The organism is Mucilaginibacter sp. P5_A4 (assembly GCF_056400605.1).
Genome location: NZ_JBFUKX010000007.1, coordinates 98,025 through 113,285, shown reverse-complemented (window position 1 = coordinate 113,285; position 15,261 = coordinate 98,025). Strand labels below are relative to the sequence as shown.

Sequence of the window (15,261 nt, the reverse complement as noted above, 5' to 3'; positions counted from 1 at the left end):
GAATGCGCTAAAATATGCCTAGCAACATAAAAAAGCCCGTTTTCGTTAGAAAACAGGCTTTTGAAAGTGTGGTGGCTACTGTACAAATCTCGAACTATTTCCTATCTGATTTGCGTTTAATGGATTTGGATTTGACAACGGCTGATAATTATGATCAGCCACTGATAAAATATATTATTCAAGAAGAAATAGGTCTCGGCCTATTTCTGAACGTCACCCAGAGATTAAGGCTTATTTTCATGGTCACAACAATTGGAATGAATTTTACGACTGGAAGGCCGCAGGTACTGATTTTTCTATTCTTTGTTTCAGGGTGGATTACAAATTAAAGGCCGGGTATCGGCAAAAGATGAAACCCGGCTTTCCTTTCAGTTGATATCAATTAATCCACTGAAACATTTATTAACAGTGCGTGAGCGGATATTTAATACCGAGCGCTTAATCAATTACAGGGAGTTCGCTTCGGAGCCCCTCATACAATTTCACTGAAGGTTAAAAGTAAGGATATAAATTATTCTCTTACTATTAGATATAAACCAGCTGTGGTTAAAATAAGCAAACCTGTTAGCTTTCCCACAGCGTTCTTAAGTGCCATGTCCACAGTGATGGATTTAAACCTGATTGTTGGCCAGTGATGTTTGGCGACTAATCACTGGCCTTTATTTATTCAACCCCATGATTACAGCTACTTGGGATCAGGATGATCATCAACGGTGATTAATACTCTATTGCCTGCGCAAGCAATAGGCTTGATAGGATTAATGAGATAGCCTTGGTTAATTGAATGGCCGAAGAATCATTCCCCTTTGTTAAAATTGTCGATCTGCAGTTAATCCGCTTTAAGGCTTTTTGTTGGATTAGCTAATGCCGCTTTTACACTCTGAATACTGGTTGTAAGTAGGGTAATTGTCAAAGCGCCAGCGGCCGTTACTACAAATATCGACCAATCCATACGGGCATGAAAACTATAACTCTGCAACCAGTTATGCATAAAGTAATAGGCAACAGGAGATGCGATCATGATCGAGATGATGATCATCGAGATAAAGTCCTTCGTCAAAAGCGACCATAAATTAAAAACAGTTGCTCCCAAAACCTTCCGTACGCCAATTTCCTTAGTGCGTTGTTCGGCCATAAAGGATGCCATCCCGAATAAACCTAAACAACTGATGAAGATGGCCAGCGCGGCAAAGGAGCTTGCCAATTTGCCAATACGCTCTTCATTGCCAAATTTCTTTGCATATTCCTGATCAACAAATTGAAAATCAAAAGGCTGTCCTAACGCATATTTTTTGTAAATGGCTTCCATGGTATTCAGGGCCTGGACGGCACTTGTTTTTGGATTTATCTTCACGTTAATTATACCGGGTTCTGTGGAGATATAAAAAATTGTAGGCTTGATAGGTTCATAGGGCGATTCAACAATCATATCTTTGGTTACTCCCAATACTGTATATTTTTTGTCGTTCCAGGATATGATCTGGCCAACCGGATTTTTTAGTCTCATATATTTCACAGCCGTTTCGTTTAAAATCAGGCCAAATTGATCAGATGCTAACGACTGAGAAAAATCCTTACCATCTTTGAGCTGCCAATTTACCGCCTTACCATACTGTGATGTAACGGCAAAAGTTGCAAATTCATCCGCCATATTTTGATCTTTTCCTTGCCAGGCCAGGCCGCCGCTTGTTCTGCTGCCCCGGGTTATCTGGTTTCCGGATTCTGCTATTTCGGTAATTACGCCGGATTGTATTAAATCATTTCGGAATGATTCAAAATGATTGTGGATATCTTCCGAGTAAGGCCTTATCATGACGAGGTTTGTCCGGTTGTAACCAATCGGGCGATTTTTGGCATATTGAATCTGACGGAAAACAACTATCGTCCCGATGATCATGAGCACGGAAAATGTAAATTGAATAACAATAAGCGTCTTTCTGGGTAAGCTGGCCATTTTGCCAATGCGAAACGTTCCCTTTAATACCTTAACCGGATTAAAAGATGATAAGTAAAAGGCAGGATAAATACCTGCAAGTAAACCACTGAAGATCGCAAAACTGGTCCCCAATATCCAAAATACGGGTTCTTTCCACAGAACATACATTTGTTTCCCGGACAACTCGTTAAAGAAGGGAAGTGAAAACTGTATCAGTAATAGAGATAAGATAAAGGCCAACAAGGCCATAAGCAGAGATTCACTTAAAAACTGCATGATTAACTGACTCCGAACTGACCCTACTGCTTTCCTGATACCAACTTCTTTAGCCCGCTTTTCTGATCGTGCAGTGCTTAAATTCATAAAATTAATACAGGCAAGTAACAAGACAAAAATGCCGATAATACCAAAAAGCCATACATATTTAATGTTACCCCCAATGTTTGCACCGTCTTTAAATTCTGAATACAGATGCCAGCGGCTCATCGGATCAAGCAATAACTCGGGTTTCAATCTTTTGCCGTCGTTATCTTCCTGATCGAATTTGATATCTTTGATTTTTGATGACAGCGATACAGGGTTAGCATTGTCTGCAATCTGGGCGAAGATTTGAAATGAATTATGATTCCAGTTTCCTTCTGCCTGCCGTACCTCTTCAGTACGGGCATACGCTTTCCAGGGTGCTACGAATGATACTTCATTAAATGATGTATTTGCAGGCAACGCTTGATATACACCAGTTACTTTCAGATTTAGGCTGTCCAATTTAATGACCTTATCTATTGGGTCGGCATTACCAAAAATAGCTTGGGCGACGGTTTCTGAAAGCAAAATAGATGACGGATCTTTTAAACCAGATCTTGTTCCTTTGATCATTTTTAAGGTGAGCATATCAGGGGCCTCGGGTTCCATAAAATTGCCCGTTACGGATAAACTTTTACCCTGATAGGATGCGAGATGTGTATTTGTCCAAGAAGACAGGACTACGTATTTGAAGTTTCCCCTATAGGTTTGACGCAATTGATAGGCAGCAGGTATAGGCATCGCTTTCAGTGTGCTGACCTCCCCGTTTATGGTCTGGCGTTGCATTACCCGGGTAATGTGGTCATAATTTTGATGATATTTATTAAAAGATAGTTCGTCCCATATCCACAATCCGATCAGTATAGCTACAGCCATGCCAATAGATAGGCCCGCTACATTGATAAATGAATGCGATTTACTTCTTATCAAATTGCGCCAGGCAATTTTTAAATAGTTTTTTATCATAATGGTTATAGTACAATTAATTGATCGGTACAGTCGTTCTTAATCAAAACTATGCCATTTGTTAATTGGTTAATTATCAGATTGTTAAATAGGGTGAAAGTGATGCTTTGTATCAATAGCGAACAGGCGGTGTTCGATTTCGAGCGAATCTTGACCCGTAAATTCATCAGTGATAACTGCAAATTTTCTCATATTTAAAAATTATGCCTGATAAATTTAAAAATTAGACCGCTATAGGTAAGATCAGGTGGACAAGTGTTTCGCATGCAGATGACAAGATATTGGTATTGTTAGTCTATTGCAAACAAATACTTTTTTTATTCCTTCCAGTTCTGCTTGATCCAAGATTTCCACTTGATCCTTTTAGATGAGAGAACTTAATCAAATTGTTCTATACCACTATAAACGAAAAACGTTCGCAAGTGTTTAGCAACTTGCGAACGTTTGTGGTATCAGCTGGGATCGAACCAGCGACACAAGGATTTTCAGTCGTATGCTCTGTCTTCTTATATGCTTTATAATCAACTAATTATAAAAGCTATTTTACAAATTCACAATTAATTCTCAATAAGTTATTTCAAAATATTGAACATATAAATATACAATTTCTAAGGGTGAAATAAAAATCTTTCTCGGCTTTACATTTACATTTGTGCCTTAATATGGAATATCATATCCTTAAAAATAAAGTCCCCTAAACGCTCGCCGCCGGGGACTTAAACCTAAACCTTATCACAATTGCAGGCGGGGGCCTGCATTAGATTTTGTAAGTATATCAAATTATTGTGATTGACTTTAGCATGTTCGACACCTTTTTTTAAATTTAAGGTGCACGAAACGAATGCTCAAAGTGCCGATGCAATATTTATCTGTTTTTTTCCATATATCATAACAACGATATATCCGTTTTCACAAATTTGAAAACTACAGTTTTACCATTCTTTCTCCCATCCACAATTTCCCGCTCATTAATTAAACTGGACAGTTTTTTTAAAACATCTACATTGAGTAAGCCTGGTGGATAGCTGTTGCTGTCCATGTAGTAGAAGGGTGGACATTCCGGAGCAATTGACTACCTCCTTCCCGAATTGCAAACAAATTGTTCCGAAACACTTTGACCGTATTAATTAATTGACTATTAACTGAGTTTTTTGTTATTGCCGACACAACTCGGTGCTCTAAAGAGCACGGAATAGACTGGTCTAGCCTTCCAGAATGTCCACCAATAGAGCTAATCGCAGATAATTAAATATTAAACATCTTTTTTGACCCATGTGTGTTTGTTTTAATTGATGAGACCGCTAACCAAGATTAATGTTGCAGCGTTTTAATTTAAATATTAGATCGCATCAACCTAGTGAAAACTGTGATCTGAAAAGCCTAGGATATAGAATTGAAACTGTAAAGAACTCCTTTTGGTAAACGCTTTTATCAAAAGAAAGCCAATCCCATTAAAGGATTGGGATATTACCATTTATAGAGGAGTATTGACAGGCTAAAATGAAGCCTATGGATTTACAAACTTTCATTTGGTTCAAAATAGAACATATTCCAACAACGGTAGGAGAGAAGCAGTTAACTATTTTGAAGGAAGCGGCGATCCCGCTGGGATGATTTTTGATCCTTTTGCGAATCATTTACATGCTATTAGGCGCTCTAAAAGCACTTTTTTTCATTTGAAATCAAAATAGGGTACCATTTTCATTAACCACTCTACTTACCATCGGGGGCAATTGGTCACCCTGCTGCGGCAGGCCGGCAATGATAAATTTTCATCTGTTGACCTGGTTACCTATTACATTCAAAATAACACGATTCCGTGTGAAAGACTAGCCGGTAATTTAGTTTTCTTTGACGGCTATTTAACTAAATGCAGATAAAGAAAGTTATTTATGAACTGAATGGCTTCTGACACGACTCAAAGTTTCCCGCGAAAGGCCAAGATATGAAGCAATCATGTGCAAAGGAACACGATAAAATATGTCCGGAAACCGGGTTATAAAATGCTGATATTTTTCTTCGGTGCTGTAACTGATCGTATCTATTACCCGATGTTGAATGGCATCGTAACTTCTTGCTAAAAGACTGTCTATAAAGTTTTTTAACTTAGGTATTGTCGTCAACAGGTGGAGGAAAGCAGGCTTATCGATTAAAATAAACTCACAATTTTCCAGAGCATCTATGTTACATTTGGACGGAGTGCCGTTATTATAACTTTCGCGGTCGCTGATCCACCAGTTTTCTGCTGCAAATCTTAGTATATGCTCTGTCCCGTCGTTACCGACCGTATACATGCGGAGGCAGCCTTTTACAACAGTTCCCTGACCAATAATATTTTTATTTGATATATTGCAAACGAATTGTATTTTTACCTAACGCTTAACCTTATTACTTTGTCATGCATAAAATATGCCTTATTAACACCCATAAAATACATCAACCTAATTTGTCAGAGCATTCGTTTTGGCTTCGAAGTACTAGCTACAGTGTCTGCAGAGGATAAGGGAGCACTGCTCATAACCTATTTTTGTGACCACTCAGGCGGTAAACAAGTATTAACCACATTTTAATATCTGTTTCCTTCTGCCTGTTTATCTGGCACGAAATATCATTAAAATTAGAAATGAACAAACATCTTCCTTTTTGTGCGTGCATGTTTTTGTGCATGTATCTCTTCCCCCTTGCAGGGATTAAAGTTTACGGACAGTCAGTGGCGCAGTTCGCCACCCCCAATGCGGCCTCAATGGCCATATTTGGACAATACCCGCAAAGTAGTTTCACGGGTACGCCTCCCATCAACGTGCTGGTTTACGATATTAACTTCCAAGGGCTTTCCCTGCCTATTCATCTTAGCTATAATCCCAATTTGGTAAAGCCTAATAGTACAGGGAGCTGGGTGGGCATGGGGTGGAATCTGGCTGCTGGAGGTGCGGTAAACCGCGTTGTGAACGGAAAGCCTGATGACCTGAACTGGTATAATCCATTTGATTGGGTGGAAACTCATGAAACCTCGATGGGTTATTATTATAACCATGGCTACCTGACCAGTAATTGGACCGACGATTCAAAAATACATAATGCAGTTAGTGATGTGTATACTTACCCGACCTTATATAATCTAGCGGGGTCACCTTTTTCGGGCCCACCACACGTTTCTACTATAAAAGATTATGCGCCTGATGAGTTCTCTTTTTCCGTTGGCGATATATCAGGCACTTTTTACCTCGACGACCAGGGGAACTGGAAAGTACGAAGTAAAAACAAAGTGAAAGTGGTGATCGGCGGCGGGGATTTTGTAAACGCTCCTACCAATCCAATATCTACTTTTCCCCTGCCTAACCATTCTTACCTGAACAGGATAACCCTGATTGATGATAGGGGGATTACTTATGTGTTTGGCGGCGAAGCAAGTGCGGTGGAGGACATACAATATACACCCGTGGCATACGAAATGTTTATAAAAACATGGTACCTAACAAGCGTTAGTTTTCCAAATGGAAAAAATATTTCTTTTGCCTATGAATCCGGGCAGCATGTAATTACCAGGCAGCCCAGCTTCTATGATTTTTATTTTGACAACACAACCGGCGCTTTCGTCGGCAGCCCGGCGATTCAGTACACCAACCAAAATAGCCATCCCGCTTATCTGAAACATATCTACACGGATTTAATGGATATTAACTTTTATCGGTCGGAAAATCCTGGTGAATTTGCTAAACTCGATTCAATACACGTTTATAACCGGTTAACAGGCGGGCAGGTAAAAAACTTCGAGTTTTCCTATCAGGATGTTCCAATGGATCGTTTAAAACTGGTTTCACTTATCGAAAAAAATAATTTTGTGCCGGTTGGGCCACACTATTTGTTCCAATATAATTCCGGAAGGTTCCTTTCGTCAAATACGAATACGGATCATTGGGGGTATTACAATACCAAGCCATTAAAAACTACAAGTTATAGTGTCTTTTACGGTTCAAAAGAAGCTGATACCGCCAATTGCAGAAATGAACTTCTGGATCGCGTAACTTACCCAACCGGAGGATACACACGTTATACTTGGGAGCCGAATGATTATTCTAGGGCAGTTTCCGCAATCAACAGGCTCAGCCTACTTGATTTCGGCACCACCAATCCAAGTGCAGGCGGCGTGCGGATTAAGCAAGTGACAAATTATAATATCGACAACGCCAGGACAGGATTCAAGAAATACGTTTATTTGAAAAACTACAGCCCGTCAGCTACAGGAAGTGTATCCACCGGCGTATTATATGGTATGCCGGGATATGTTTATTATAACAGCAGTAAGTATAATTTACTGCCAAGTCAGCCTCTGCTTGAAAACAATGTAGGCAGTCACATTGCTTATTCCGAGGTGACAGAGGTTAATGCCGACGGCGGCTACACTACCACCAATTATTCTAATTTCGATACTGGGGTAAACAATGAGTACATGGATGAACCTGCCGTTCATACGGCAAGCATAAGTTCGTCATTTTTCATAAATCAATACATATCAAATTCTCATGAGCGGGGCTTCCCGCTCCGCAAAAGAGATTTTTCCAGTACAGGCAGCCTGGTGAATGACCAAACAACCCAGTATATACGGATAGATAAGGCCAATGAGTACGTGAAGGCTTACATAGGAACGCTGGGTGATCTTATTCACAATCCCAACTGCGACTGTTATCCCCCCTTTGCGTGGAGTGGGTCTGCGGTAAAAATATACACAAATGCTTACCTTCCTTCGGTTGTAAGTGAAACATCGTATGCTAACAACAGCGCACCGGGTGTTACAGTCACAAACAGCTATACTTATGATAATGCTACTTTGAACCTGAAGTCCGTTTCTTCAACCAATAGTAAAGGTGATGCGATCCAATCAGTAAATAATTATCCGGCGGATATGCTCAACAACGATCCAATAGGCGTTTATAGCGCGATGATCAATGCACACGTCACCAGCCCAGTAATTGAATCGATCAAATACAAAAACGTGATACAGCTTACCCGTACCAAAACCGATTATTATTTTGCCAATAATTTAATCGTGCCTCAGCTGATTCAATCCCAGGAGGGGGGCAATCCCTCGGAAATTGGTGTGAATTATAAAAGCTACGACGATAATGGCAATGTGCTGACCCTATCAAAGGTGGGCGGTCCCGATATCGGTTATCAATGGGGGTATCATAATACCTATCCAACTGCTATGGTAACCAATGCCAATGACATGTATTCTGTATTTACAACAAATCCCGCCACTGCTTTCGTGATATTGCCCAAGGCTAATACACAGATTTACCCATTGACAATTACAATTCCCCAATCCGAGACTCTGACCATCACCATGAATCCAACAGGGTACCCGGGTGCAAATTCGAAAGCCCAGGTTTACTGCACTTATTCAGGTACCGGGTCTCCAGGAGGAACGTTTTATTTGTGTATTGGTGTAGGGGTTACCTGCGGTTACCCATTGTCCAACACTGTAACACTTTCCAGCGGTACCTACACGTTCAATTTTAACTACCAGATTAATCAGAACTTGCTGGCTGACATGATGGTGGCCATCAATTATTCCTCCACTGTTCCCGGCAAGAAAGAATTTTACGCCGAGGATTTTGAAGAGAGTACAGTTCCGGGGGTTACCACAGGAACGGCGCATACAGGTAAAAAATTCATAACAGGCCCGATGAATGTGCCTTTTACACCACCAAATAGTCGCGCTTATGTTTTAAGTTATTGGTACAGCAGCAGCGGCGTCTGGAAATATAGTCCCGAACAAGTCTACACCGGGGCGGGTATGGCGTTGGCAGGAGGAAATGCCTACGATGATATTCGGGTATATCCAAAAGATTCACAAATGAATACTTATACATACGATCCCCTGGTGGGCATGACAAGCAGTACAGATGTCAAGGGAATAACAACCTATTACGAGTACGACAATTTCCAACATCTGATCAATGTCAGGGATAAGGACTTCAATATTGTTAAACATATCGATTACAATTATCAGCAATAACACTATGCGAGCTTCATTATTCCCCAATATCAACCGGAACAGACGCCTGTGCAGGTTGATAAAAGTACTTATTATTGCTTTTAGTATATTAGGTCAAAGGGCTGTTATTGCGCAGGCTCCGGTGATTACCTATAACGGGCCGCTGGCTTTTTACACCGGTACTACGGTGAATCCGGTGTTTCCGCTAAACAGTGCAGGAACGGGAAACACATCCAGTATTCCTGGGTCATTTTATTCTCCCGTTGGATTGGCATTAGACGCTTCAGGTAATATTTATGTAACCAAGAATGGAGTTTATAATATTGATAAATATTCGACTGCAGGCGTACTTACCAGCTTTGCCGGTAAGGCTGCTGCTGGGTCGGCAAATGGTAATGGCGGAGCGGCAAGCTTCTCTCACCCCGTTGGGATGGCATTTGATGTTTCGGGAAATATGTACGTTGCCGATGAAGATAATAACCGTATCCGTAAAGTTACGCCTGCCGGCGATGTTTCCTTTTTTGCAGGGACAGGGACGCAAGGTAAAGCTAACGGTGTGCGTACATCTGCCAGCTTTTACTTTCCATGCGGCGTAGCGGCCGACGCATCCGGTAATATTTATGTCGCTGACACCTTTAATAATATGATCCGCAAAATCGATGCGGCCGGAAACGTGACCTTACTTGCAGGTGACGTTAACGGAGTGGCAGGTTATGCAGATAATACAATTGGTACCGCAGCCAAATTTAATCAGCCATTTAGCATTGTAGTAGATGCGGCCGGGAATCTTTTTGTGACAGATCGCACCAATCAGCGGATCAGGAAAATAACTCCTGCAGGTGCAGTAAGCACCCTTGCAGGTAGCGGCGCGGCAGATTTTGCCGACGGCAACGGCACCGCAGCCAGTTTTCACGCTCCGACCGGGTTGGCGATTGACCCTTCGGGCAATCTTTATGTGGCCGACGAAATCAATAATTGTGTCAGAAAAGTAACACCCGCTGGTGCGGTAACCACCATTTCTGGAACAGGAGCGGCCGGAACAACGGATGGAGCGCCCAACCTATCCAAATTTGACTCTCCATTTGGAATCGCAATTGACCCGGCAAACGGTAACCTTTACGTGGGCGATTTTAACAATAACAAAATCCGGAAAATTGTAACTTCGTCGGTCAGCTTTACTATCAGCCCGGCGTTGCCTGCGGGGCTGACTTTAAATGTGGCAACAGGGGCCATAGGGGGTACACCTACAGTCGTATCGCCGGCAACTAATTATACAGTGACGGCCACTAATCTCAGCGGATCGGGCACCGCTATTGTGAATATAGCGGTTTTCTATCTTCCACCGCCGTTGTTTGGCAACAAGAATTTTATAGCTACCTATGTACCCAGTTATACGGGCATCAAGACAACGGCGTCCCTTTATGCTGCCAGCAGTGATAAAACAAATGTACAGGTAGGTGTACAATACCTCGATGGGCAGGGCAGGCTCTCACAAAGCGTTCAAGTGAAAGGTAGCCCTCTGGGTAAGGACATTGTTCTGCCCAATGAATACGACCTTAATGGCCGTGAAACGCGACAATTTCTTCCTTACGTTGCATCGGGAACAGCTGATGGTAGCTTTAAAAGCGACGCCCTCACGTTGGGATCAGGAGTGTACAGCTTTTATAACCCTGTAGGTACGCCGGTAACGCAAACGCAATTGGCAGGTGGCATCGCACATATCGCCACACCATTCAGCCTTGCTGTGTTTGAACCGTCTCCACTGGGCCGGATAGGAGAACAGGGCGCGCCGGGAGATGCCTGGCAGCCCAATGCAACAACCCCGGGTCTTGGGCACACGAAACGGACTGACTATGCAACAAACGACCTTACGGATATAGGAATAACGGCAACTACCTTTAAGGTATTGCAATATGGGATCACTACCGCTCAGGACGGTAGTTATATACTAGTAAATGCGGGTATAAACGCCTATCCGGTGGGGCAGCTCTACGTTAGCATAACAAAGGATGAAAACTGGCAAACAACGAATCAGCGTGCGGGTACGATTCAGGAATTTAAGGACAAGGATAATCATGTGTTGTTGAAACGCCAGTTCAACAAAAAAGCCGACAACAGTATCGAGATGCTTTCTACATATTATGTGTTCGATAATTTCGGTAACCTGGCATTTGTCCTGCCCCCGGGAGCAAAGCCCGATGCGGGAACTGTGACCCAGGCAACTCTGGATAACTATTGTTACCAGTACCGCTATGATCAGCGGAAAAGGTTAACACAAAAAAAATTGCCGGGTGCCGGATGGGTGTTTATGGTATATAATCGACTTGATCAGGTTGTGTTTTCACAGGATGGGGGGCAGCGGAACAAAACGCCCCAGGAATGGACATTCACCAAATACGACGCAGCGGGTCGGACTATCATAACTGGCAGGCAGATAACAGGCACGGCCGATGCTAATATAAGTTCGCCTAATAGAACCACTTTTTTTGCTATCCAAAATGTGCTGAATACCACAACAAGCCCGCTGTATGAAGGCCGGGATAATACTACGGCCAGCGGCTATGATGGCTTGAGCGATCCAATCGGTAATACTTACACTTACCTACGCATCAATTACTACGACGATTATACTTTTCCGGCTAACCCTTATACCCCTTCGGTAATGGGGACCATGACAAACCCAAAGGGCCTGCTGACAGCTAGTAAAACACTCGTACTGAACCCGGATGGTACATTTGGGCCGATGCTGTGGACAGTAAATTATTACGACGACAAGGGAAGGGTATTGCAGAGCCTACAGCAACACTATGTAGGTGGCACGTATAATGCGGCCAACTATGACGAGATCAATTACTTTTATGATTTTAATGATCGTGTAACCACTATCATCCGGCACCATTATGTTGCCGGTGCCCAGGCTCTTGTTACCTCCGTTAGTTATACGTATGATCACATGGGGCGAAAAACCAAAACCATTGAAGCGGTAGCAAGCGGTACAGCGCCCCTCCCGGTACCTACCGTGCTGTCTGCTTTGGATTATAACGAAATAGGCCAGCTTTACAAAAGGAAACTTCACGGAATGAACGGAGGACAAGCCGTTAATGCCGATATTATCCTTGGTGCAACTGATGCGGTAAGCTCGGGGCAAACCAAAACCGTAACCGCTACAAACAGTATTACGCTGCAACCCGGCTTTACCGCCGCACAGGGTTCGATTTTTAATGCAAACATAGCGGGCTACCTGCAAACCATTATCTATACCTACAACGAACGCGGCTGGCTGCAGCAAAGTTCGTCACCTTTATTTGCTATGCAGCTAAAATATAATGATGGCGCTGGTGCTCAGTTCAATGGAAATATCAGCTCGATGAACTATGGAACTACCAAGGTTATGAATCCGGGGGCACGTGTATTTACTTATAGTTATGATAACCTAAACAGGTTAACAAACGCTGCGTTCACGGGCGGACTGACCGGCGACGCGCTAAATGAGAGTGTTAGTTATGATGTAGCAGGTAATATCACACAACTTATTCGTGGCGGACAGCTTGGGGGTACGCTGAACTATACTACCTATACCGGCAATCAGCTTAATACCGTTACTGGTTACAGCCCGAGGAGCTACACTTTCGATGCGAACGGAAGTGCTCTGTCAGACGGCATGGGCCGGACGATTGGCTACAATCTTCTAAACCTGCCGCAAAGTGTAAGCCAGGCGAACAACAGCTCGGTAATTACGGCAACATATACCTATGACGCCGGGGGGGCTAAGCTTCGGAACACCGGCAATGATGGTACCTGGGACTACGACAATGCTATTGTTTATCATACGCCTGCAGGTGGAAGCAGGGCGATAGCTTACATCCAGACCGATGAAGGCAGGATCACTTTAAACAACGGCGTATTTACATATGAATACTTTCTGAAAGACCACCTCGGCAACACTAGGCTGAGTATAGATCAGTTCAACAGCACAGCACGCATCATCCAGGAAGATGAATTTTATAGCTTTGGCCTGCGAAAGTCTGTCGGTTTTTATGACCTATCAAGTGGCAATCGCTATCTTTACAATGGAAAGGAATTGCTTACCGATCTAACCAGTCAATACGATTATGGCGCGCGGTTCTACGATCCGGTGATTGCAAGGTGGACAACGGCAGATCCGTTAGCAGAAAAATCCCGGGGATGGTCAGCCTATCGGTATGGCTTTGATAATCCTCTTCGTTTTATCGATCCCGATGGGATGGAGGAAAAACCTGATGGTAGTAAATTGTACGATGAAGGCGATTGGCATGTTTCCGACAGAGAAAGTGACTCTCCCCGCTGGGCCAGCGCAAATCTGTATAATTTAAACCACGACGCCTATGATCAATATCAAACAATAACGCAAAGAACCGCCTTTTATCGTTGGTTTCAAAGGGCTATAGAGGCAAAGGGCTTTGAAACGGTTTGGGCCGGCGCGGCATATGTTGTAGCCGATCAAATGAGTTCAATGGATAGTTGGATAACGAAATTATTTAGTAGTAAGAAGCTTATTAAATTTGGTAATGATGGCAATAAAGCTATTTTTGACGATGTTTTTGACAATTTAAAAGATCTATATAATGGTCCGATACTTACAGGGAAAGCCGCAAAAAAATGGGATATTGCTACCCTGACCCATGAACAAAGAGATGTTGTTGATCCTTTGTATCAAAGTGCACCCAAAGATATCCAAAAAGCGCTTGGCGAATTGGCGAGCGGTAAAGCAATTTTTAAGACAATAATGGGTATTAACTTTGGATTTACAGATGGCGAGCTATTGTTTAAAGGTAATAATATAATGGATTGGCGACAACGTTTTTCTCATGGGATGAATGTAGTTGTTCCTTTTTATATACAAAATCACTCGATTGGCAACGCTTTTATGCAAAGACAAATTGAAAGAGTCAAATATGATTGGAATACTCCCTATTAAAAGGCTTACCTATTTATTGATAGGCTTTTTAGTATTAGCAAGTTCTTGCACACAAAAAGCTGCCAACGAAAGCAAGAACATTGTATCATCGTCAGTAACTATAAAGGGTAATATTTTGATTTATTCAACCTGGGACAAAAAAATTGTGGTTGAAGATATAGCACAAAGTAAAATCGTATACAATAAAGCCCTCGTTGATATTTGTTACCCAAAGCCTATTTTAAAAAAAGAATATTTATATTTTCCACTATCGAATGAGAAATTTGTTTGTGTTAACATTAAAACAAATAAGTTGGCATGGGAGCTTAGTTTGCCAGGAAGGTGTAACGGAATTTATATGATAAACAATATCATTTTAATGGATATTAAACATCATGGGATTGTTGGTTGTAATTTGAATAATGGAAAACTACTTTACGAGATTTTATATCACTACAACAAGGAATGTGCTATCCCCGATTTGTCACCATACAGGATTTCGTTTGATTCCAATAACTTTTATTTAAATAATTGGCAATGTAATACTCTTTCATCTTTCAACAGTTCAACAGGAAAGCAAAATTGGACAAAAAACTTTGGTGATGGTCAAAGTAATACTGCGTTTTCAACGAATGGGTTATTTCTTGGTATAAATAGGGTTTATCAAGGGGGGGAGATATATTTGATAGACAGTGTTAGCGGCAATGTACTATTTAAACGCGAAAGCTTATTTGAACAAAACTTCAATCCAATTTTTAGAAAAAACAAGGTATATTATTATACTTACGATGCAAAAATGCATGCTTTCGACGTTTTAGCAAAAAGGGATTCAATAATATTTCATTTTGAAGAATCGCAGGATGTTAGCGGAAACCAAATGTTCTTAGTTAATGATAATTTATATTATAACAGAGAAAAAGAAATCTATGCATTGAATCTAAATAGTTATGTTTTGAAGATAGTTGGACATACTGAAAAGGATATTTGTGGGGTTGCTCTAAACCATGGAAGTATAAAATTTATTTATTAGAGTCTACAGTTTCAGCCCCTGTTGTCCGTAGAGTCCCGCTGTTCGAATTTCTCTGACTCGAGCGGCTATGCCTGTAGTTTGCCTTGATCTTT

The 15,261-nt window shown here is 41.8% G+C and carries 7 protein-coding genes; 5 read left to right on the top strand and 2 right to left on the bottom strand.

Annotated elements, in window-relative coordinates:
- Positions 1 to 14: 14 nt before the first annotated feature.
- Positions 15 to 329, top strand: coding sequence for a hypothetical protein (locus tag AC1DQW_RS06940; RefSeq protein WP_477453424.1), 315 nt, complete (start codon positions 15 to 17; stop codon positions 327 to 329).
- A gap of 500 nt (positions 330 to 829) precedes the next feature.
- On the opposite strand, the gene AC1DQW_RS06935 is transcribed toward AC1DQW_RS06940, so the two are convergent.
- A complete protein-coding gene (locus AC1DQW_RS06935) occupies positions 830 to 3,205 on the bottom strand; it encodes an ABC transporter permease (RefSeq protein ID WP_477453423.1) in 2,376 nt (791 codons plus the stop codon).
- 1,697 nt (positions 3,206 to 4,902) lie between these two features.
- Between AC1DQW_RS06935 and AC1DQW_RS06930 the strand changes: the two genes are divergently transcribed.
- A complete protein-coding gene (locus AC1DQW_RS06930; RefSeq protein WP_477453456.1) occupies positions 4,903 to 5,085 on the top strand; it encodes a DinB family protein in 183 nt (60 codons plus the stop codon).
- A 6-nt stretch (positions 5,086 to 5,091) separates the two neighbouring features.
- Here AC1DQW_RS06930 and AC1DQW_RS06925 read toward each other — a convergent pair whose 3' ends face one another.
- Positions 5,092 to 5,535: a Crp/Fnr family transcriptional regulator gene (locus AC1DQW_RS06925; protein WP_477453455.1), complete on the bottom strand. Its 444-nt coding sequence runs from the start codon at positions 5,533 to 5,535 to the stop codon at positions 5,092 to 5,094.
- A gap of 293 nt (positions 5,536 to 5,828) precedes the next feature.
- Between AC1DQW_RS06925 and AC1DQW_RS06920 the strand changes: the two genes are divergently transcribed.
- The 3 genes from AC1DQW_RS06920 to AC1DQW_RS06910 are packed head-to-tail and all read left to right on the top strand — an operon-like array spanning position 5,829 to position 15,169.
- Positions 5,829 to 9,224 carry a hypothetical protein gene (locus tag AC1DQW_RS06920; RefSeq protein ID WP_477453422.1) on the top strand — a complete coding sequence of 1,132 codons (3,396 nt, stop codon included), beginning with the start codon at positions 5,829 to 5,831 and terminating at the stop codon, positions 9,222 to 9,224.
- Between the two features lie 4 nt (positions 9,225 to 9,228).
- Positions 9,229 to 14,160, top strand: a complete 4,932-nt coding sequence (locus AC1DQW_RS06915) for a DUF6443 domain-containing protein (protein ID WP_477453421.1) — start codon at positions 9,229 to 9,231, stop codon at positions 14,158 to 14,160.
- On the top strand, positions 14,138 to 15,169 hold the full coding sequence (locus AC1DQW_RS06910) for a hypothetical protein (RefSeq protein ID WP_477453420.1): 1,032 nt from the start codon (positions 14,138 to 14,140) through the stop codon (positions 15,167 to 15,169). Before AC1DQW_RS06915 ends, AC1DQW_RS06910 begins: the two co-directional genes overlap by 23 nt.
- The last annotated feature ends 92 nt before the right edge of the window (positions 15,170 to 15,261 follow it).

Bases quoted from the DNA above. Each gene is read 5' to 3' on its own strand.
- AC1DQW_RS06910 (WP_477453420.1), top strand. From the start codon at position 14,138: ATGATTGGAATACTCCCTATTAAAAGGCTTACCTATTTATTGATAGGC.
- AC1DQW_RS06935 (WP_477453423.1), bottom strand. From the start codon at position 3,205: ATGATAAAAAACTATTTAAAAATTGCCTGGCGCAATTTGATAAGAAGT.
- AC1DQW_RS06920 (WP_477453422.1), top strand. From the start codon at position 5,829: ATGAACAAACATCTTCCTTTTTGTGCGTGCATGTTTTTGTGCATGTAT.
- AC1DQW_RS06940 (WP_477453424.1), top strand. From the start codon at position 15: ATGCCTAGCAACATAAAAAAGCCCGTTTTCGTTAGAAAACAGGCTTTT.
- AC1DQW_RS06915 (WP_477453421.1), top strand. From the start codon at position 9,229: ATGCGAGCTTCATTATTCCCCAATATCAACCGGAACAGACGCCTGTGC.